This window comes from Phaeobacter sp. G2 (assembly GCA_025163595.1).
GTDB lineage: Bacteria > Pseudomonadota > Alphaproteobacteria > Rhodobacterales > Rhodobacteraceae > Pseudophaeobacter.
This window is the reverse complement of sequence record CP104100.1, coordinates 3,567,939-3,589,023: the sequence shown is the minus strand read 5'-3', so window position 1 is coordinate 3,589,023 and position 21,085 is coordinate 3,567,939. Positions and strand designations below refer to the sequence as shown.

18 protein-coding genes and 1 tRNA gene are annotated in these 21,085 nt (G+C 58.3%); 13 read left to right on the top strand and 6 right to left on the bottom strand.

Features of this window, described 5'->3' with window-relative positions; all coding sequences use genetic code 11:
• Positions 1-17 precede the first annotated feature (17 nt).
• On the bottom strand, positions 18-1,130 hold the full coding sequence (locus tag N1037_17050; GenBank protein ID UWS81389.1) for an S-(hydroxymethyl)glutathione dehydrogenase/class III alcohol dehydrogenase: 1,113 nt from the start codon (positions 1,128-1,130) through the stop codon (positions 18-20).
• A 445-nt stretch (positions 1,131-1,575) separates the two neighbouring features.
• On the opposite strand from N1037_17050, the gene N1037_17045 reads away from it, so the two are divergent.
• Positions 1,576-4,077 (top strand): heavy metal translocating P-type ATPase, encoded by a 2,502-nt coding sequence (locus tag N1037_17045; GenBank protein ID UWS78949.1) that lies wholly within the window; start codon positions 1,576-1,578, stop codon positions 4,075-4,077.
• Between the two features lie 20 nt (positions 4,078-4,097).
• Complete coding sequence (gene cueR, locus N1037_17040) at positions 4,098-4,487, top strand: Cu(I)-responsive transcriptional regulator (GenBank protein UWS78948.1); 390 nt, start codon at positions 4,098-4,100, stop codon at positions 4,485-4,487.
• A 133-nt stretch (positions 4,488-4,620) separates the two neighbouring features.
• Here cueR and N1037_17035 read toward each other — a convergent pair whose 3' ends face one another.
• Genes N1037_17035 through pcaC form a run of 4 tightly spaced genes read right to left on the bottom strand, consistent with a single transcriptional unit; the run spans position 4,621 to position 7,256 of the window.
• Positions 4,621-5,466 (bottom strand): 3-keto-5-aminohexanoate cleavage protein, encoded by an 846-nt coding sequence (locus N1037_17035; GenBank protein ID UWS78947.1) that lies wholly within the window; start codon positions 5,464-5,466, stop codon positions 4,621-4,623.
• Positions 5,467-5,476: 10 nt separating this feature from the next.
• Positions 5,477-6,103, bottom strand: coding sequence for a protocatechuate 3,4-dioxygenase subunit alpha (gene pcaG, locus N1037_17030; protein ID UWS78946.1), 627 nt, complete (start codon positions 6,101-6,103; stop codon positions 5,477-5,479).
• Positions 6,103-6,843: a protocatechuate 3,4-dioxygenase subunit beta gene (pcaH, locus tag N1037_17025; protein ID UWS78945.1), complete on the bottom strand. Its 741-nt coding sequence runs from the start codon at positions 6,841-6,843 to the stop codon at positions 6,103-6,105. Before pcaH ends, pcaG begins: the two co-directional genes overlap by 1 nt.
• Positions 6,844-6,857: 14 nt before the next feature.
• Entirely contained in the window at positions 6,858-7,256 is a 399-nt protein-coding gene (gene pcaC / locus N1037_17020; GenBank protein ID UWS78944.1) for a 4-carboxymuconolactone decarboxylase, read from the bottom strand.
• A gap of 98 nt (positions 7,257-7,354) precedes the next feature.
• Between pcaC and pcaQ the strand changes: the two genes are divergently transcribed.
• On the top strand, positions 7,355-8,275 hold the full coding sequence (pcaQ, locus tag N1037_17015) for a pca operon transcription factor PcaQ (protein ID UWS78943.1): 921 nt from the start codon (positions 7,355-7,357) through the stop codon (positions 8,273-8,275).
• A 23-nt stretch (positions 8,276-8,298) separates the two neighbouring features.
• Here the strand turns inward: pcaQ and N1037_17010 are convergent, their stop codons facing one another.
• Positions 8,299-8,913: a TetR/AcrR family transcriptional regulator gene (locus tag N1037_17010; GenBank protein ID UWS78942.1), complete on the bottom strand. Its 615-nt coding sequence runs from the start codon at positions 8,911-8,913 to the stop codon at positions 8,299-8,301.
• A gap of 568 nt (positions 8,914-9,481) precedes the next feature.
• Between N1037_17010 and N1037_17005 the strand changes: the two genes are divergently transcribed.
• From N1037_17005 to N1037_16960, 10 genes are all read left to right on the top strand, one after another.
• A complete protein-coding gene (locus N1037_17005) occupies positions 9,482-10,357 on the top strand; it encodes a branched-chain amino acid ABC transporter permease (GenBank protein UWS78941.1) in 876 nt (291 codons plus the stop codon).
• A 4-nt stretch (positions 10,358-10,361) separates the two neighbouring features.
• Entirely contained in the window at positions 10,362-11,447 is a 1,086-nt protein-coding gene (locus N1037_17000; GenBank protein ID UWS78940.1) for a branched-chain amino acid ABC transporter permease, read from the top strand.
• Positions 11,444-12,211 (top strand): ABC transporter ATP-binding protein, encoded by a 768-nt coding sequence (locus tag N1037_16995; protein ID UWS78939.1) that lies wholly within the window; start codon positions 11,444-11,446, stop codon positions 12,209-12,211. The genes N1037_17000 and N1037_16995 overlap by 4 nt, the downstream gene beginning before the upstream one ends.
• On the top strand, positions 12,211-12,984 hold the full coding sequence (locus N1037_16990) for an ABC transporter ATP-binding protein (protein ID UWS78938.1): 774 nt from the start codon (positions 12,211-12,213) through the stop codon (positions 12,982-12,984). Before N1037_16995 ends, N1037_16990 begins: the two co-directional genes overlap by 1 nt.
• A gap of 11 nt (positions 12,985-12,995) precedes the next feature.
• Positions 12,996-14,891, top strand: a complete 1,896-nt coding sequence (locus N1037_16985; GenBank protein ID UWS78937.1) for a long-chain fatty acid--CoA ligase — start codon at positions 12,996-12,998, stop codon at positions 14,889-14,891.
• Positions 14,892-14,938: 47 nt separating this feature from the next.
• A complete protein-coding gene (locus tag N1037_16980; protein ID UWS78936.1) occupies positions 14,939-16,114 on the top strand; it encodes an ABC transporter substrate-binding protein in 1,176 nt (391 codons plus the stop codon).
• Positions 16,115-16,349: 235 nt separating this feature from the next.
• On the top strand, positions 16,350-17,288 hold the full coding sequence (locus N1037_16975; GenBank protein UWS78935.1) for an MBL fold metallo-hydrolase: 939 nt from the start codon (positions 16,350-16,352) through the stop codon (positions 17,286-17,288).
• 631 nt (positions 17,289-17,919) lie between these two features.
• Entirely contained in the window at positions 17,920-19,575 is a 1,656-nt protein-coding gene (locus N1037_16970; protein UWS78934.1) for a transcriptional regulator, read from the top strand.
• A 209-nt stretch (positions 19,576-19,784) separates the two neighbouring features.
• On the top strand, positions 19,785-20,795 hold the full coding sequence (locus N1037_16965) for an NADPH:quinone reductase (protein ID UWS78933.1): 1,011 nt from the start codon (positions 19,785-19,787) through the stop codon (positions 20,793-20,795).
• 98 nt (positions 20,796-20,893) lie between these two features.
• Positions 20,894-20,968, top strand: a tRNA-Gln gene (locus N1037_16960).
• Positions 20,969-21,085 lie beyond the last annotated feature (117 nt).

Genomic DNA, 21,085 nt, shown 5'->3' with positions numbered 1-21,085 from the left:
GAGGCGGCATTCCGGTTTTAGAATTCAACAACCGCGCGGATGGATTTACCCGCATGCATCAGATCAAAGCCTTCGTTGATCTGATCAAGCGTCAGCTTATGGGTGATCATCGGGTCGATTTCGATCTTGCCGTCCATGTACCAATCGACAATTTTGGGCACATCGGTGCGCCCGGATGCGCCGCCAAAGGCGGTGCCGCGCCAGCTGCGGCCGGTGACCAGCTGGAACGGACGGGTGGAGATCTCGGCACCCGCAGGGGCGACACCAATGATGATGCTTTCGCCCCAGCCTTTGTGCGCGGCCTCCAATGCGGTGCGCATCACGTTGACGTTGCCGGTGGCATCAAAGGTGTAATCCGCGCCGCCGCCGGTCAGCTCTACCAGATGCGCCACCAGATCGCCCTCGACCTCGGCTGGGTTGACAAAATGGGTCATGCCAAAATGCGTCGCCATCTCGATCTTGCCGGGGTTGAGGTCAACGCCGACAATCTGATCGGCGCCGGCCAGTTTCAGCCCCTGGATCACGTTCAGGCCAATGCCGCCCAGACCAAAGACGATGGCGGTAGAACCGATTTCGACCTTGGCGGTGTTGATCACCGCGCCAATACCGGTGGTGACGCCACAGCCGATATAGCAGATCTTGTCAAAGGGCGCGTCCTTGCGCACCTTGGCCAAGGCGATTTCTGGTACAACCGTGTGGTTGGCGAAGGTTGAACAGCCCATGTAGTGATGAATGGGCGTGCCATCCAGCATCGAAAACCGGGTGGTGCCATCGGGCAGCAGCCCTGCACCCTGGGTCGATCGGATCGACTGGCAGAGATTGGTTTTGGGGTTGAGGCAGTATTCGCACTCACGGCACTCAGGGGTATAGAGCGGGATCACGTGGTCGCCCACTGCCAAGCTGGTGACGCCTTCACCCACTTCGATAACCACACCGGCGCCTTCATGGCCCAGAATGGCAGGAAAGATGCCTTCGGGGTCATCGCCAGAGCGGGTGAACTCATCCGTGTGGCACAGGCCGGTGGCCTTGATTTCCACCAGAACCTCACCAGCCTTTGGCCCTTCCAGGTTCACTTCCATAACTTCGAGCGGCTTGCCCGGAGCAACTGCAACAGCGGCACGTGTGCGCATCATAAATCTGATCCTTCGTCCTGTTTCGGTCGCCTGTTTGGTTCTGGCCAACAAGCGACCTATCAATAGTTTTCCCATGTTCGGCGTGGCGGTGATAAACAGGCGGTCCTGTCCGCCTCAGTTGGGCTCACCCAGCGTTACAACCGCCCAAGCCTTCTCGCAAGGGATACCTGAGGTTTAACCCGCATCGCGGCCGGGTGATGATCTCAAAAACGACCAATGGTGCTGCGCGAGGGGCATGGTTGTCTGCAACACTTCAACGGGCGCCATGTTTGCTCATCTCAGACCTCAAACAAAGGGTGACGCACAGGCTGGCTTTGGCGGCGGCGCGGAGGTCGCAAGTAATCGAACCATTCAATGTGATTTTTTCGGGGTAGGGCTTGACCTTCCCCTAACTGGAGGCCCCAAATGAAGTCCCGAACGAGGAAAACCACTGGATTTCGCTATGCAAGACCGCCAAATTTCGATGCAGATTACGGGGCTTAATTGTGCGGGCTGTGTTGGTCGGGCCGAAAAAGCCCTGGCCGCAATACCGGGGGTAACTGAGGCCTCGGTTAATCTGGCCACAGCCAAGGGGCAGGTTCAGGCTGCACAGGATCTTGAACCCGCGGCGCTGGTCTCGGCACTGGAACAGGCCGGCTATCCGGCTGCCGTGTCGCAGTTGAGCCTGGATATCGAAGGGTTGAGCTGTGCCTCCTGTGTCGGGCGGGCAGAGGCGGCTTTGCGTGCGGTTCCTGGTGTGGTCACAGCAGAGGTGAACCTGGCCACCGAGCGGGCGGATATCCGTTACCTGACCGGGGCCACCCGCGCGGCAGATCTGCGTGCGGCCAGCACAAATGCGGGCTATCCTGCCTCCCTGCGGGGCGATGAAGCGGATGCAGCGGAGCAGGCGCAACAGCGCCGCGCCCAGGAGATCAGCGCACTGGCGCGACAGCTGAGCCTTGCTGCCGCCTTGACCCTGCCGGTTTTTGTGATCGAGATGGGCAGCCATATGATGCCCGCGATGCACCATTGGGTGATGGCCAATATCGGCCATAGCAATAGCTACATGTTGCAGTTTGTTCTCACCACCCTGGTGCTGATCGGGCCGGGGCGACAGTTCTATGGCAAAGGCGTGCCCGCCCTGCTGCGCGGTGCGCCGGATATGAACGCATTGGTGGCGCTGGGAACAGCGGCGGCCTATGGGTTTTCTGTGGTCTCGACCTTTTTTCCACAGCTGCTGCCTCCGGGCGCGGCCAATGTCTATTTCGAGGCCGCCTGCGTCATTGTCGTGCTGATTCTGACAGGGCGTCTGCTGGAGGCCCGTGCCAAGGGGCGCACCGGGGCTGCGATCCGCAAATTGGTGTCCTTGCAGCCCAAAACAGCGGACCTGCTGCGCGGCGATACGGTGGTTGAAACCCCGGTGGAAGAGATCGCCCCCGGAGATCTGATCCGGCTGCGCCCCGGCGCGCGGGTCGCGGTGGACGGAGAGGTGACCTCTGGCACCTCCTTTGTGGATGAAAGCATGTTGAGCGGCGAGCCGCTCCCAGTGGAAAAGGGCAAGGCCGCGCGCCTGTCAGCCGGAACCGTGAACGGATCTGGCGTGCTGGAGTTTCGCGCCACCCATGTGGGGCGGGATACGGCGCTGGCGCAGATCATCCAGATGGTTGAACAGGCGCAGGGGGCAAAACTGCCGGTACAGGGCCTGGTCGACCGTATCACCCTGTGGTTTGTGCCAGCGGTTTTGCTGACGGCCGGTTTGACGGTGCTGGCTTGGCTGCTGCTGGGACCTGCGCCCGCCTTGCCGCTGGCCCTGGTGGCCGGTGTGTCCGTGCTGATCATTGCCTGTCCCTGCGCCATGGGGCTGGCGACGCCGACCTCGATCATGGTTGGCATTGGCCGGGCGGCGCAACTGGGGGTGCTGTTTCGCAAAGGTGATGCCCTGCAAAAGCTGCAATCGGTGCAGGTGGTGGCCTTGGATAAAACCGGCACCCTGACCGAAGGCCATCCCGCCTTGACCAATATGCACGTGGCTGACGGCTTTGACCGGGACGCGGTGTTGCGGCTGGTTGGCGCCGCAGAGGCCCAGTCCGAACACCCCATCGCCAAGGCTCTGGTTGCGGCGGCGGGTACCGACCTGCCAAAGGCCGCACAGGTTGAGGCCCTGCCGGGGTTTGGGCTGCGGGCCCAGGTGGAGGGGCAAGAGGTGTTGATTGGGGCGGCGCGGCTGATGCAGCGCGAGACGATTGACTGCAGTGCGCTGGCTGATCTGGCGCAGAACTGGGGCGCCGCAGGGGAGACGCCGTTCTATGTGGCCATTGACGGCCGGCTCGCGGCGGTGCTGGCGGTGGCAGATCCCATCAAACAGGGCACAGCGGCAGCCATCAAGGCGTTGCAGGCGCAGGGATTGAAAGTGGCAATGATCACTGGCGACGCAGAGACAACAGCCCAGGCCATTGCGGCACGTCTGGGCATTGATGCGCTGCGTGCAGAATGCCTGCCAGGGGATAAGGTAGCGGCACTGAAAGACCTGCAAAACAGCTATGGCACGCTTGCCTTTGTGGGCGATGGGCTTAACGATGCCCCGGCGCTGGCGGCGGCGGATGTGGGGCTCGCCATTGGCACCGGCACCGATGTGGCGATTGAAGCGGCGGATGTGGTGCTGGTTTCTGGTGATTTGCGCGGGGTGCAGGATGCGCTGATGATCAGCCGCGCCACCATGCGCAATATCCGGCAAAACCTTGGCTGGGCCTTTGGCTACAACCTGCTTTTGGTGCCGGTAGCGGCAGGGGCGCTTTATCCTTTTGGCGGTCCGCTGCTGTCGCCGGTGCTGGCGGCTGGCGCTATGGCGCTGTCCAGTGTCTTTGTCCTGAGCAACGCGCTACGCTTGCATCGGCTGAAATCCTGCTTAGATGAAGAGCCAGAGGTGTCGGCCCCCGGCACTGCTTCGTTTCGCCCCGCCACCTGACGGCACAGCATGAGGTCCGCATGAATATCGGTGATGTTTCAACCCGCTCGGGCCTACCGGCCAAGACCATTCGCTACTATGAGGATATCGGTCTGATCAAGCCGCAGCGCAGCGACAATGGCTATCGCTGCTTTGTCGAAGCGGATCTGCACAAGCTGGCCTTTCTGGGGCGGGCACGGGCGCTGGGCTTTACCATCGAAGACTGCCGGATGCTGATGGCGCTGTATGAGGATGAGAGCCGCGCCAGTGGCGATGTCAAGCAGCTGGCGCTGGAACACCTGAGCAAGATCGAGACCAAGATTGCAGACCTGCAGGCGATGCGCGACACCCTGACCGAGCTGGTGCATTGCTGCGCCGGGGACAACCGACCAGACTGCCCGATCTTGAAAGACCTGTCCGGCAAAGTATGAGGCGGCGACACCAAACCCCAGCAAACCAGCCTGTGTATTGGTGGTCAGCGTGCTGATGGAATGTAAAACAGGCAGCCCGGTGACCTGGCTGCCTGTTTTCTATCGGACAGTCTAAACGAATGCGGCCGGCGTTTTAGGCCGGGCGCAGGCCGAGTATGTCGCGGGCTTGTTGCCAGCTGGCGACGGGGCGTTCGTATTTATCGCACAACTCGACCGCACGCTGCACCAGGGCGGCGTTTGAGGGCGCCAGGGTTTCACGGGTGAGGCGCAGATTGTCCTCAAGGCCGGTGCGGGTGTGGCCGCCTGCGGCAATTGCCCATTCATTGATCTGGATCTGACCGGGGCCGATACCGGCACCGCACCATTCTGCCTCTGGTGCCAGGCGCTTTACGGTTTTGATGTAAAAATCAAAAGTTTCACGATCCACCGGCATGGCATTCTTTACGCCCATGACAAATTGCACATAGAGCTTGCCTGCAATGCGCCCATCCTGGTTCATCTTTACGGCCTGATGGATATGCGACAGATCAAAGGCCTCGATCTCGGGCTTGACCTCATATTGGCGCATCTCACTGGCCAGCCAGTCAACCAGATCCGGCGGGTTCTCATAAACGCGGGTGGGGAAGTTGTTTGACCCCACCGAAAGCGAAGCCATGTCGGGACGCAGTGACAGCATGCCGCCGCGTTCCTGGCCCGCGCCCGACCGCCCACCAGTGGAGAGCTGCACAATCATGCCGGGGCAATGTTTGTTCAGCCCTTCCAGCAGGCGGCCAAACTTCTCTGGATCGGATGAGGGGGTTTGATCGTCATTACGCACATGGCAGTGGGCAATTGTGGCACCAGCTTCAAAGGCGGCCTGGGTGCTCTCAACCTGTTCGGCAATGGTGACGGGCACCGCCGGGTTGTGCTCCTTGCGGGGCACGGATCCGGTGATGGCGACGCAGATGATACAGGGTTTATCCTGGCTTGAGATGGTCATGGAGGCTCCCTTAGATATCAAAAAACACGGTTTCGTCGTCGCCTTGCAGGCGGATGTCAAACCGATACACGGTCTGGCCGTCGCGTTCACTGCGTTTTGCGATCAGGGTTTTGCGGCGCTTTTCCCACTCAACCACATTGATCACCGGGTCGGCTGCGTTGGCCTCTGCCTCATCGTCAAAGTAGAGCCGGGTATTCAGCCCCACATTGATGCCGCGTGCCACGATCCACAGGTTGATATGGGGGGCCATCATCTGACCATTGCGCCCCAGCAGGCCACCGGGTTTGATCGTGTCAAAAGCCCATTCGCCAGTCTCAAAGTTGGTGATTACCCGGCCCCATCCACGAAAGCCTGTCTCGACGGTGTCATGGCCGGCATGTTCCGGGTGCGGATAGATCCCATCGGCATTGGCCTGCCAGACCTCCAGCAGCACGTCCTTCACCGGCGACCCGGTGCCGTCGATGACCAGGCCTTCGACACGGATCCGCTCGCCCTTGGCATTTGGGCCTGCGATGTCCTGGCCCAGTTCCTGATCGTAGATCTGGAACCCAGCCGCGCCGGGGGCAAGGCCAATATGCACATAGGGGCCAGCGGTCTGCGAAGGGGTTTCTTTCAGATATTCAAGTGATTGTGGCATTAGTTCCCCTCCAGGCGGTTTTCAAACAGGGTAGAGCGACGGCCGCGCAGCACGATGTCGAATTTATAAGCGATGGTATCCAGCGGAATTGTCGCATTCATGTCGAGCTTGGCAATCAGCTGCTCGATGGCATCCGGGTCCGGGATTGTCGCCACGATGGGGCATGTTTTGACCAGCGGGTCGCCCTCAAAATAAAGCTGAGTAATCAGGCGCTGGGCAAAGCCCGAGCCAAAAACCGAGACATGAATATGCGCGGGCCGCCAGTCGTTGACCCAGTTGCGCCAGGGGTAGGCTCCGGGTTTCACGGTGCGGAAATAATAGTAGCCGTTCTCATCGGTCATGGTGCGGCCACAGCCACCAAAGTTCGGGTCGATGGCGCCAAGGTAGCTGTCTTTCTTGTGGCGGTAGCGGCCACTGGCATTGGCCTGCCAGATCTCGACCAGCGTATTGGGCACCGGGCGGGCGTTTTCGTCCAGCACCCGGCCATGCACGATGATGCGCTCACCGATGGGGCTTTGATCTGGCTGAGCATAGTTGGACAACAGATCGTTGTCGATCGGTGTCATGTCGCTGTGACCAAAGCGTGGTCCGGTGATCTCGCTGGGGGTGTTTTCCAGACTGATCAGCGCCAGTTTGGGCGAGCGCGCCACGGAGGTCTTGTAGTCTTTGTCATAGGCCGGGGGGTGCCAGCGGCGATCACGCTGATAAAACTCACCCTGTTTTGCTGGTGCTTTGGTCATAGTGGTCTTCCTCCTCAGGCCTTGGCTGCTGCGGCGTCGGCTTCCATTTCTTCGTAGGTTTGCTTGGCGAGTTTCAGCGCATGATTGGCGCGCGGCACGCCGGCATAGATCGCCACATGCTGGAAGGCCTCCAACACGTCGCTTTTGCTGGCGCCGGTGCGGGCGGTGGCGCGGATATGCATGGGAATTTCGTCAAAGTTGCCCAGCGCGGCCAGCAGGGCCAGGGTCAACATCGAGCGCTCACGCGGTGCAATGGCATCCGAAGACCAAACCGTGCCCCAGGCACCTTCGGTGATCAGGGTTTGAAAAGCCTGATCCATATCGGTCTTGGCGGCTTCGGCGCGGTCCACATGGGCGTCGCCCAGAACGGCGCGCCGGGTCACCATGCCCTGATTGTATCTGTCGTTGCTCATCCGGTGCAGTCCTCTGATTGGGGGCTTGCGAGGAGTATCACATATCAAAATTGTGCTGTATAATGTGATTTTTCACATGTTTGCATTGCGAAAATGATATGCGTTTATCTGCTCATCTCAAACTGCGCCATCTCGAAGTCTTTGTCGAAGTGGCGCGCCAAACCAGTGTGACCCAGGCGGCAGAGGCGCTGGGTATGACGCAGCCTGCTGTCACCCGCGCCCTGCGCGAGCTGGAAGCCGTGTGCGGCAAACCCCTGGTGGAGCGTCATGGTCGGGGCATCCGTCTGTCGCCCTACGGGGAGATGTTTCGCCATCACGCGGGGCGCAGCCTGGCCCTGGCGCGCGACGGGGTTGCGATGTTGCAGGGGCTGGACGCGGGTGAGGGGCCGCAGCTGCGGATAGGTGCCCTGCCGACGGTTTCTGCCACTTTGGTGCCGGATGCTTTGGCTCAGCTGGAGGCAGGCATGGGGCGCAGCCGGTTTTCAGTCACCACCGGGGACAATCAATATCTGCTGGATCAGCTGCGCCGCGGCGATCTGGATCTGGTAGTGGGGCGGTTGCCCGCACCCGAGCGCATGGTGGGGATTGATTTTGAACCGCTGTTTCATGAACGCGTTGCCGTGGTTGTGGCCACAGGACACCCCCTGGCGGGCAGCAGCCATCTGCCGGAGGGCGCGCTGCAGTCCTCTCCGGTGTTGATGCCCTCACCGGGGTCGATCATTCGTCCCCTGGTGGAACATATGTTTCTGGAGCAAGGTCTGATGATGCCTCAGGCGCCTATCGAAACGGTGTCGGCCACCTTTGGGCGGCGCTTTGTGCTGGACCACGGTGCCATATGGTTCATCAGCCAGGGCGTGGTGCAGGCGGATCTGGCGGCGGGGGCAATGCAGCAGCTGCCCCTGGACACCACCAGCACCCAGGGGCCGGTGGGGCTGTGTATTCGCAGTGAGCACCAGCTGTCGGCAACCGGAGCCCGGTTTTGTAGCTGCCTGCGGGGGCTGTGCTCTTTGTCGGAATAGGATTGCGGAGCGCAGGTGCCGGGTCAGGCGCGCAGGCTGGCCAGCGCCATACTGCTGATATCACGGGCAATTGTGTCGATAAATTCCTGCGAGGCACCGCGTTCTGGCCGGAACCAGAACACTGGCGAGTTGAGGACCAGCAACAGGCCTGCCACCGCGGCGGTCAGGTTGCGGTCTTGAAAACTACCTTCTGAAATTCCGCGTGCCACTTCGGTTCGAAACAGCATTTCATACTGGCGGTGTCCGGTGCGAATTTGCTCCTGAAGGTCCATTTCTACCCGGCTCATCTTTTTGGCCTGGGTACCGGCGGTGTAGGTTTGCAGGATGACCTTGTGATAGGCCAGCGAGTTCAACACTTCGTAGATGTGACCGCGCGCCATCCTGTCGAGCGATTTGACCGCCGGCAGGTTGGCATCAATAAGCCCCTCCACGGCTCTGTAGGTAAACCCAGCTGCGCGCAGTTGTACCGCTGCAAGAAGAGCGCCTTTGGATGGGAAGTGGTGGTAGATCCGCCCCTTGGTAGAGCCCAGCTGCGCCGCGATATCATCCACAGAGGCGCTTTCGACGCCCAGAGTCATAAAACAATGGGCGGCGGCATCCAGGATCTCGCTTTTTGAGGTGCTGATCTGTTCTAACATCTAAGGTCTGCCTGCATTTCAGGTTGGATCTTGGCCTATCAGACTGCCCGGATAACAGGCAATCCACAAGCCGTTGCCCCGAGAGAATAAGCAGGGCGAATAATCTGGGCGATCAATCTGAGCGTCTCTGGCTGTTTCACTGCCGGGCTGCGTCAGACAAGTGGTATAGAGACAAAGCCGCAGGCACCGGTGCGCCGATCGGGACGGTTCGGGAAGCTGCTGACGCCAGTCCGGTCACCGCATTAGACGCAGGCCCGAGGCCCCCCCAGGTGCGGTGGGGGCGATAAAATAGGACCCAGAACAGCACGGCTAAGGGGACCGCACAATAAAGCAGGCTGGTAGGATCTGAGAATCAGCCTAGGGGGACAGGGAGGCGAAAAATAGACACTTTTTGACAGTCTGACGCTGGGTCTCGCCGATTGACAGGTCAAAAACATACTCAGTAGTCTGTTTTTAGACGCTTGGGATTCCGCAGCTATAGGAGGCAGCCGGAAAAACCGAAAAAAAGCGCTAAGGCCCGGCTGCGTTCGGGCAAGGAGCCGTTCTTTAGGAGCGGGGGGAGGAAAATTTGGAAGTATTGCAGCTCTTGATCAGTGGGCTTGCGAATGGCTGTGTTTACGGCCTCATCGCGCTTGGGTTCGTGTTGATCTACAAAGCCACTGAGGCGGTGAATTTCGCCCAGGGGGACTTTATGATGATTGGGGCTTTTGTGAGCCTTGGTCTGACCAATGCGGAATATATGCATTTGCCGTTCTGGATCGCCGCGCCGCTGACGATTTCGATCATGGCGGTGTTTGGCTATCTGCTGGACCTTTTTGTTTTGCGCCATCTCTTTGGCCAGAACCAGACAGCGGTGGTGATCCTGACGATTGCCATGGGGTTTGTCCTGCGCTTTGTCGCGGGTTTGATTTGGGGGCATGAGCCTCAAACCTTAGAAAGTCCTCTGGCGCTGGGCGATCTGCATATCGGCGGCGTTGTCCTGGGCATGGCGGATCTTGCCATCATCGTTGTGACCTTCCTGTTGACCTTTTTCTTGTATCAGTTCTTCCAGCGCACCAAGCTTGGGCTGGCAATGCAGGCGGCAAGTCAAAACCAGATGGCGGCCTATTTCATGGGTATTCCGGTCAAGCGCGTTCAGGGATTGATCTGGGGGCTGTCCGGTGCCACGGCTGCGGTTGCGGGTATTTTGTTTGCCTCCAAGGGGGCCATTGATCCGAATGCCGGTTTGTTGGGGATCAAGGCCTTTGCGGCGGCGGTGATTGGCGGCTTTGGCTCGCTTCCCGGTGCCCTGGCGGGTGGTCTTATCGTTGGGGTGATCGAGCCCTTTGCGGCGCGCTACCTGGCTGCCGGCTACTCACAAATTGCGCCCTATGCCCTGTTGCTGGCTGTGCTGATCTTCAGACCCCACGGTCTGTTCAGCCAGGTCCGCGTGAAGAAGGTATAAGCTCATGCGTATTCATTTCAAAACATCCTACGTGCACGACATTCGACTGTTCCCAGACCGCTGGACGCTCTGTGTCTATGGTGCGCTTCTGGCGCTGGCCTTTGGATTGCCCTACCTGCTGGATGAGTTCTACCTGGGCGAGGTCACCAATGTGCTGATCTGGGCGATTGCCGGCCTCGGCCTGATGCTGCTGACCGGCCAGACGGGTCAGGCGAGCCTGGGCCACGCCGCGTTTCTGGCGATCGGCTGCTATGCCAATACCATCCTGATCGAACAGGGCGTGCCCTTTATCATCGCCTTCCCATTGGCGGGGATCATCACCGGGTTTGTCGGCCTGTTGATTGCCGTTCCGGTCTTGCGGCTGCACGGGATTTATCTGGCGATTGCCACCATTGCCCTGTCGGTTCTGGCCGATGACATCATTGTGTTGACCGAACACTGGAGCGGCGGTGTTTCCGGCAAATTCCCGGAGATGATCACCATCTTTGGGTTTGAGATCGAACGCTGGTCGATGCCATCGCGGTTCTACTATCTGGTCCTGGTGGTCACCATCATCTGCACCCTGTTTTATCGCAACTTGCTGCGCTCGCCACTGGGCCGTGCCTTTGCCGCGGTGCGGGACAGCGAAGTGTCGGCCACCGCCATGGGCGTGCATATTGCCCGCACCAAGGGCAAAGCCTTTGGCCTGTCCTGCATGATCACCGGCTGGTCCGGCGCTTTGATGGGCTACTATGCCGGCACCTTCAACAACGAGACCTTCAGCCTGGTGATTTCCATCACCCTGTTGATGATGATCGTGATTGGCGGGCTTGGATCCATTCACGGGGCATTCTTTGGCGCCGTGGTCGTCGCCTTCCTGCCGCAGGCCTTGTCGATCCTGAAGGACAATGTCGTGGGCAGTGGTGTCGCCATTCCAGGGCTGGAGACAGGCGTCTTTGGCCTGATCCTGATCCTGTTCATCATGTTTGAACCGATGGGGATCTACGGGCGATGGCTCAAGATCCGCACCTGGTTTGAGCTGTTCCCATTTGCGCGCAAGGACATGTTCCGCCGCCAGAAATCCTACCTGAAGACGGAGCGCCTGAGATGAGCCTTTTGGAAATCAAAAATGCCACGCTCAAATTTGGTGGCGTGGTGGCGGTCAATGATCTCAGCTTTTCGGTTGAAGAGGGCGAAGTCTACGCCATCGTCGGACCTAACGGCGCGGGTAAGTCCACCGCCTTTAACCTGATTTCGCGCTTTTATGAGCCTTTTGCCGGCACGTTCACCTTTGCCGGCAACAACCTGCTGGAGCGCGAGGCGGATCAGGTTGCGGATCTTGGCATTGCCCGGACCTTCCAGAATATTGAGCTGTTCGAGCATGCCACGGTGTTGCAAAACCTGCTGGTGGGGCGCCATCGCCATCGCAAGACCACGCTATTGGAAGAGATGTTCTTTACGCCGCGTGTCCGCCGCGAAGAAGAGCGCCACCGGGAGGCGGTTGAGGAGGTGATCGATTTCCTAGATCTGCAGCCCTACCGCAACAAGATGATCGCCGGGCTGCCTTACGGGGTGCGCAAGGTGGTTGAACTGGGGCGTGCGCTTGCCTCAAAACCGCGCCTGCTTTTGCTGGATGAGCCCGCTTCGGGCCTATCGGTAGAGGAAACCCAGGACATGCGCTGGTGGATTGATGACATCCGCAAACAGATGGGGATCACCGTTTTGATGGTGGAACATGACATGGGGTTGGTTTCAGGGGTGTCTGACAGGGTGCTGGCCCTGGCCGATGGCGCCAAACTGGCCGAGGGCACACCGGCTGAGGTCCAGGCCAATCCGGCCGTGATCGAGGCCTATCTTGGCGCGGGGGCAGTCTAATGGGTGAACCTTTGCTGGAAATCAAAAACCTCGAAAGCTTTTACGGGCCGATCATGGCCATCCGGGGGGTGTCGCTCAAGGTCGACAAGGGGCAGATCGTCACCGTGCTGGGCGCCAATGGCGCCGGGAAATCGACCCTGCTGAAAACCATCTCGGGCATCATGGACCCTGAAAAGGGCGAGGTGCTGTTCAACGGCAAGCCCATTCAGGGCCAGGAACCCCATCGTATCGTGGAACATGGCATTGTGCATGTTCCCGAAGGGCGCGAGGTTTTTCCGCTACTCACCATCGACGAAAACCTCAGCCTTGGGGCCTATACCCGGTCAGATAAGGCCGAGATCGAGCGCGACCGCGAGATGGTCTTTGACTACTTTCCGATTCTGGCTGAACGTCGCAACCAGGAGGCCGGGACCCTGTCGGGCGGGCAACAGCAGATGTTGGCGATTGGGCGCGGGTTGATGCTGCGGCCGCAGATCATGCTGCTGGACGAACCCAGCTTGGGTCTGTCTCCGCTGCTGGTGCAGGAAATCTTTGCCATTCTGCGTCGTCTCAATACCGAAGAGCACGTGACCATGATGCTGGTGGAGCAAAACGCCCGTATCGCGCTGGACCTGGCAGATGTGGGCTATGTGATGGAGATCGGCCGGATCGTGATGGATGGCTCTGCTGATCGGCTGATGGAAAGCGATGATATCAAGTCTTTCTACCTGGGCCATCAGGAAGAGGGCCAGCGCGGCGAGAAGCGCTGGAAACGCAAGAAAACATGGCGCTAGGAGGGGCAGAGATGAATATTCAAGTCGGAAAGCAGACCGGGCTCGCCCAGATCGAAATCAATGGCGTCTCCTACAATTCAGAACCGGGCCAACGTCCGGTTCTGGTCGATGGCTGCGACACGATCCCCAAGCTGTTTCAGGCCCGCTGCATGGCCCTGCAGGATCGCACGGCGCACCGCGAAAAGGACATGGGGATCTGGAAATCCTATTCCTGGATCACCTATTGGGAACAATCCAAATGGATTGGCCTTGGCCTGCTGTCGCTGGGAATGGCGCGCGGCGAAGTGGTCTCGATCCTGAGCGAAGATCGCCGTGAATGGCTCTATACGGATATGGGTGTGCAGGGCGTCGGCGGCATCGCCTCCGGTGTCTATACCACGGATTCCGCCTCGCAACTGGCCTATCTGGTCAATGACAGTAGCAGCCGGTTCCTGTTTGTTGAAAACGATGAACAGCTGGATAAATACCTGGAAATCGCTGATCAGGTGCCAGATCTGGCCAAAGTGATCATTTATGATCGCGATGGCTTGCATGATCTTCAGCAGGATAAATGTATGTTTATCGAAGATCTGGTCGAACTGGGTAAAGCCTATGAGGCTAAAAATCCCGGTGCCTTTGAAGCCGAGATTGCCAAGTCCAAGCCGGAAGATACAGCCATGCTGATCTATACTTCCGGCACCACTGGCATGCCCAAAGGCGCCATGTTGGGGCATGAGAACATCATGGCCTCGATGGAGGCGGGGGCGCGGGCTCTGGCCGTGAACCCGACGGATGAGCAACTCTGCTTTTTGCCGCTGTGTCATATTCTGGAGCGCAATGTTTCGGTCTATTTCCCCTTGGGGGCCGCGAGCACGGTGAATTTTGCCGAAAGCCCGGAGACGGTTTTTGACAATATGCAGGAGGTGTCTCCGGCGACATTTTTTGCGGTGCCACGGGTTTGGGAAAAAATCTATTCGCGGGTTCTGGTGCTGGCACAGGAAGCCACGCCAATGGGGCGTTGGGCCTTTCAGCAGGCGATGAAGGCCGGTCAGGCGCGGGCAGAATATGTTATGGTTGGCAAAGAGCCTCCAGCCGGTGTTGCGGCGGCCTATGCCTTCTGGGACTTCATGGTTCTACGCAACCTGCGCCGGATGCTGGGCATGGACAAGATGCGCCGGGGTGGCACCGGGGCGGCCCCTATCTCGCCCGAGCTGCTGAAATGGTACTGGTCCATTGGTGTGCCGCTGATTGAGGGCTATGGCATGACCGAAAACGCCGGTATTGCGACCATCAACACACTGGAGCAAAACCTGCCGGGAACCGTTGGCCATCCAGTGCCGGGGGTGCAGATGCGGATCGCCGAAGATGGTGAGATCCAGACGCTGGGGTTGAACAACTTCCAGGGCTACTGGCGCAACAACGAAAAAACCGCCGAAACCTTTACCGCCGATGGCTGGTTGCGCACAGGCGATGTTGGCCGAGTGGATGAGGCCGGCAATCTGACCATCACGGGCCGGATCAAGGATATTATCATCACGGCGGGGGGCAAAAACATCACCCCGGCCGAAATCGAAAGCCGGTTGAAGTTCAGCCATTACATTTCGGATGCAGTGGTGATCGGGGATGGGCGCAAATACCTGAGCTGTCTGATCATGATTGATCAGGAAAATGTTGAAAAATTTGCCCAAGACCGGAAGATACCCTTTAGTGACTTTGCGTCGCTCTGCGCTGCTGAGGAGGTGCTCGCGCAGATCAGACAAGAGGTCGAAGCGGTGAACAAGGATTTTGCCCGGGTGGAACAGATCAAAGATTTCCGCCTGATCAACGTCCTGCTGACCGCCGAAGATGACGAGCTGACGGCGACGATGAAATTGAAACGCAGTTTTGTGGAGAAAAAGCATAAAGCGCTGATTGACGACATGTATTGACGGCGTGATCTGAACACGCTGCGAACCAATCCAGGGAGGAAATGGAAATGAAGACACTTACATCCAAGCTTATGGCGGGCACACTGATGGCCGGCGCTGTGGCTTTGAGCGCAGGCTCTGCGGCACAGGCCGACAGCCAGGGCGTGACCGATAGCGAAGTGGTATTTGGCTCGGTCAATGACCTGAGCGGTATCTTTGCTGCCGTGGGCGTACCTGCCACAAACGGGGCAAACCTGCGCTTTGAAGAAGCCAATGCGGCGGGGGGTGTCCATGGGCGCCAGATCCGTTTTGTTGTTGAGGACAACGGCTATCAGATCCCCCGCGCGATGCAGGGCTACAACAAGCTTTTGAACCGCGACAAGGTGTTTGGCATGTTGCTGTCATTGGGCACCCCGATGAACATCGCCGGTTTCAAACTGTTGGATCCAAAAGGTATTCCAAACATCGGGCCGCTGTCCTCGGCGCGTCAGATGCTGCAAGATCCTGTTGATAACAAGTTCATTGGCTTTTCCAGCTACTATGATCAGGTGGATGCGGGTGTAACCTATCTGGCGGGCGAATTTGACGCCAAAGAAATCTGCAGCATGTATATTCCTTCGGATTTTGGCAAAGAAATCCAGGAAAGTGCAGTTGAAACAGCTGAAAAACTGGGCCTGACATACGCCGCGGAAACCAGCCACAAGCCAGACGAGCTGGATTTTGTTGGCTCGTTGACCAAGTTGAAAGCTGCGGGATGTGACGTCGTTGCCTTGGGCCTGGGCGTGCGCCAGGGGATTACCGTGGTTGGCACCGCCAAAAAACTGGGTTGGACCGACGTCAAATTCCTTAATACCTCGGCTGGTTTCCTTGGTGTTGTTGCTGCCGTACCAGGTGGCGTTACCGAGGGGCTTTATGCCGCTGCTGGCTGGGTGGATCTTGTTGCCCGCGCCGAGGAGGAAGCTCCGGCCCAGTTCATTGCGGCTTATGAGGCCAAGTTCGGCCAGCCCGCCGGTGGATTTGCCATGCTTGGCTACTCGGCTGCAGATACTGTGGTGCGTGCGCTCGAAGCCGCAGGCCAGGATCTGACCCAGGAAGCCTTTGTCAAAGGCATGGAGTCTCTGGCCTATTTCGATGAACTTACCGATACGCAGATCTCCTACAGCGCTGAAGACCACCGTGGTGCCGATGACATCGTGATTTCGGTTGTCGAAGCAGGCAAGTGGAAAGAGCTGAGCCGCCAGTAACCTGCGCCAGTAGCGACTTCTCTCCCTCGGGGGAGAGGTCAGACCACAAGAGGCCCGGCACCGATTAAGGTGTGCCGGGCCTTTTTCTTGCTCCCTTGGCAGCTTGTTTTCTGGTTCGCCGATCGAGCGGAATGACAGCTGATGTCTCGAGCTTGCCAAATGTCGGAAATAATATAAATTCGCATGTGAGAATGCGTGCAAAGCTCGGTGTTTTGCAAAATCTGTGGGGGGAAAGATGACAGTGAAACGTCGCGAGTTTATCACAGGCGTGTCTGCCGCCATGTCTGCGGGACTGTTGCTGCCAGCAGCCAGCTGGGCAAAAACAGGGATGTCCAGGTCGCTTACACTTGGAGAAATGCAAGTAACCACCCTGTCAGACGGGCATTTGACCCTGCCACGCTCGTTGCTTTTTGCGAGTCTAGACCCGGAGGCCGTGGACCAGATCCTGCAGGCGCGCGGGATCGCTGCAGGCCCGATGCATCCGCCACTCAATGTGACGCTGTTGCGCCATGCGGGACGGCTGGTGCTGTTTGATGCTGGGTCCGGCCCAGGTTTTCAAAACACCGCCGGGCAATTGACAGCGGCGCTGGACGCCGCAGGGGTTACCCCGGACGAGATAAGCCACGTTGTCTTTACCCATTGTCACCCGGATCATCTTTGGGGCGTTCTGGATGATTTTGACGACCCCTTGTTTCCCAATGCCCAATACCTGATGGGAGAGGACGAATGGGCCTATTGGTTTGATCCCAACACAGCCTCGACAATTTCTGGGGATCGCGCTTCAATGGCGGTGGGCGCTCTCCGGCGGCTGGAGGTCATGGAAGAGCGTCTCAGCAGATTTGGCGATGGCCAGGAGATCCTGCCTGGGGTCGCAGCCCATGCAAGCCATGGGCATACGCCAGGGCACATGTCGTTTGAGCTGCGAGATGGGCAACAAAGCCTTCTTATCGGTGGAGACGCAATTGGCAATCACCACGTCAGCTTTGCGCAGCCGGAATGGGCGATTGGCACGGATCAGGACGCTAATCTGGCGGCAAAAACCCGGCTCCGTTTGCTGGATATGCTGTCACATGATCAGATGCAGCTGATTGGCTATCATTTGCCAAAGGGTGGCATTGGCAGGGTTGAAAAGGCGCCAACCGGTTACCGCTTTATCTCCAGTTTTGAAGAGTAGGCGCAGGGTCGGGAGCCAATAATCCTACGCCGTCAGCGGAATTTTGATAAATCCCAGTTTTTTGGGGGGGCGTGAATAGTGGTTTTATGTGCAAGCACCCCAAGACGCTGACAAGAAGTGAAATGACCGCCCGTCGCCCCGAAGGGCACCGATGAGAAATTGGCACGCCCTTGGCGTGGCGGGTTTGACGGGTTTCCCTCTGTCTGCGTTACATCTGATTGAAATAGAACCACAGTTTTTTATAGATGCCTCTTGTCAGAGACCAGATATGATAAACTGGCGGTGCAGGATTAATGGATCCCGACCTAGCAAAGCCTGCTGGTTTTAGAAGATTTGGTAGCGTAGAAACGGCGATTCGAAATTATGATATTTGTATGGGTTCCTTGGTACTTGTAGCTTTGAGCATTGTTCAGAGAGGGGGCGAATTCCGTAAAATAAATCCTGTAAGATCTTTTAAAAAGTAAGTTTATCTGCCTGATATTGAAGTGTAAATTTCAATAGGTTGTAAATTAGTTAATCTCAGTTTTTTAGATTAATCATATTTATTTACGATTTATTGAAATTTTTTTATTTACAATTCAGGGAAGTGTTGTTGTAATTTAATCATTCCGTGTGTTTTTTGGGGTGTGTGATGAGTATTCTGCTTCGCGTCGGCCAGTTTGGAGCTTTTAATGTTGCCCAGGGCGATGGTACGCCTATCCCGTTGGGAGCAAAGCATCAGGCGCTATTAGCCTTGTTGTGCATGGCTGAGTCGGGGGTTCGAACCCGCGCTTTTTTGGAGCAGACCCTGTGGAGTTTGGCGCAGCCCGAACAGGCCAAAGCCAGCCTTAGAACCGCCTTGTCCACACTCAGGCGCCATTTGGGGCCTGCGATAGCACCGGTGATTAGTGCCAATCGGGAGAGGGTGACATTAGACCTGAGCAGAGTTGCCTTTGAGGACTGCGCCCGCGACGCTGAATTCATGGAAGGGTTTGAACTGCCCTATGAGGCAAATTTTGCTCGGTGGCTGCAACACACCCGGATCGAGATAGGCCGGAGTTCGGCCCGCAATGGCAAGCCGCCTCAGCAAGAACGACGCCCAAGACCCGAGAGCCTGTTGCCGCTGATCGCGGTGCTTCCCTTTGTACAATTGGCACCAGGTGAAGATGCCTCCCCGCTGGGATCACTGATTTCAGAGGAGCTGTCGCGCAGCCTGTCGCGCAGTCAGGCCTTTACTGTCACTTCCTATTTGGCATCCCGTCAATTTGATTTGGCGCGGGTGCGCCCGTCGGAGGTTTCGGCTGTTGCGGGGGTGAAATACCTTGTTTCCGGCTCCGTGCGGGCAAACGGGCAGGTCATGTCCACCGAGATCGAACTTCACGATGCTGAGCGGGAGCAGGTGATCTGGTCGCGGCATTTTGAGGGGCCATTGCCAGATTTGATGGCTGGCCGGAGTGAGGCCCTATGCGAGGCGACCCGCCAAATTGGCCAGACCCTGGTTGGAGAGGCGGTGCGGATTTCGGCCTTTAAACCGCTCTCCAGTCTCGAAGGGCATATGCTGTTGATGGCGGCGATTTCCATGATGCAGGAGATGACCGCTGACCGCTTTGGCCGTGCCCGTGAAATTCTGAAGGTTCTGTTGGATCGCGACCCCAAACATCCCCTGGTGCTGACCTGGATGGGCTTCTGGCACGTGCTGCGGGTTCAGAAGGGCTTTTCCAGTGATCGTCAGATGGATGCAGGGCTGGCCAGCCAATATGCCGGCGCCGCGCTGGCAGCTGATCCTTCCTTTTCTTTGGCACATACGTTGAGGGGGGCAATTTCCAGCCATCTGCTGTTTGATTTTGACATGGCGCAGAACTCCTATGACCTGGCGCTAAAGGATAACCCAAACGAAGCTTTGGCAATCTTGCTGAAGGGGGCAACTTGGGCCTACCAGGGGCATCCGGTCGAGGCGGTTGAACTCACTGATGCGGCGCGGCGGCTTACCCCCCTGGGTCCGCAGAAATATTATTTCGACTCGGTCTCTGCCTCCGCCAACCTGTCCGCCCACAACTACGACCGCGCCCTTCAGCTGGCTGAGCGGTCGCTGCAAGCCAATGCCACCTATCCGGCCAGTTTGCGTACCAAGGCAATTGCACTGCAGCTTTCTGGCCGCTCAGGTGAGGCGCGCGAGGCAGTTCAGAACCTTTTGGCGACGTCCCCCAAGTTCAACCTGACCCAATACCACCGGGAACACCCAGGCGCCGCCTCGCTGGAGGGGCATGAATGGGCCGATGCCCTGAAACAGGCGGGTGTTCCAGCCTGACAGCGCCTGACGGGTACAACGCTCTGGCTGCACTGAACCCGGCTGCGGTGGGGTCGATGCGTAGGTCTAGAAAACCTATCCATCAGTCCCACTGTCTTTCCTGAAATTGCGCTGTATTCTGCCGCCAAACCCCAAGGCGCTTGGCGGCATATCTTGTGTTGCAACCAACAAAGTGTGCGCGGGGAAAACCGTACAAGGAACACGTCGCAATGAAAGCCATTACATACCGCGCCTATGGCGCTGCTACTGAGGTTTTGCAGGTAGAAGACCTGCCTGTCCCTGGCCCAGCTGCAGGAGAAGTCCTGGTGGATGTTGCCTTCTCCGGGGTGAACCCGTCGGATGTCAAAACCCGCACCCGCGGGCAGCCAGGGCTGCAGGGGTTTCCCTGGGACTACATCATTCCCCACAGCGACGGGTCCGGTGTTATCTCAGCCGTGGGAGAGGGGGTTTCTCACAGCCGCATTGGTGAGCGGGTATGGCTCTGGAATGGCCAGTTCCGCCGCCCCTGCGGCACCGCCGCGCAACAGATCGCACTGCCGTCTGAGCAGGCCGTTACCTTACCTGATGGGGTGAGCCTGGAGGTGGGGGCTATCCTGGGAATTCCCGGGCTGACGGCCTGTCATGCTGTTTTTGGCCAGGGTGAGGTCGCAGGCAAGACCGTTTTGGTGCAGGGCGGGGCAGGCACCGTTGGGCTTTTGGCGGTGCAACTGGCCAAATGGGGCGGCGCCCGCGTCATTGCGACCTGCGGAGCCACTGGCCGGGAACGTGCGCTTGCTGCTGGTGCAGATGTGGTGTTGGACTATCGTGCCAAAGATCTGGCCGAGCAAATTCTGCAAGCCAACAGCGCCAAACCGGTGGATCTCGTTGTCGAGGTTGAGTTTGGCGTCAACATTGAAACAGATGCGCAGGTGATTGCCGACAATGGCTGTATCGCGGCCTATGGCTCTGCCCAGGAAATGTCACCAAGCCTTCCCTTTGTGACGCTTCTTTTTAAGGCTGTTCGCCTGGAAATCATCCTCGTCTATTTGCTCACCGAGGTAGAAAGAGCCGCAGCGATCTCCCGATTGCATGCCGCCTTGGGGGCTGGGGCACTGCGCTTTGATATTCAAAAGGTCTACAATTTATCAGAGGCTTGCCACGCTCATGAGGCCGTAGAGGCAGGGGCACGGCAAGGCGCGGTGTTGATCCAGATGGATGAAAACTTGGCGCAACAGGACTAGATCCGCAGGGCGCGAGAGGACCGGTGGGAAAAGTTTTGGATTTTTCCAAAATCCCTCTTGCGCCCCCCCGAAACTCACACTAGAACGCGGCTCACTGATGGGGTGTGGCCAAGTGGTAAGGCAACAGTTTTTGGTACTGAAGATCGTAGGTTCGAATCCTACCACCCCAGCCAGTACTTTCCAGCCATAGACGTAAGAGCGACGGAGCCCAGACTGGCCCCAATCGCCCCAGGTTTCGGCCCCTGAGTTTCGGCTGCGGGTGACGGGCACCCGACCCACCCGTTGACCCG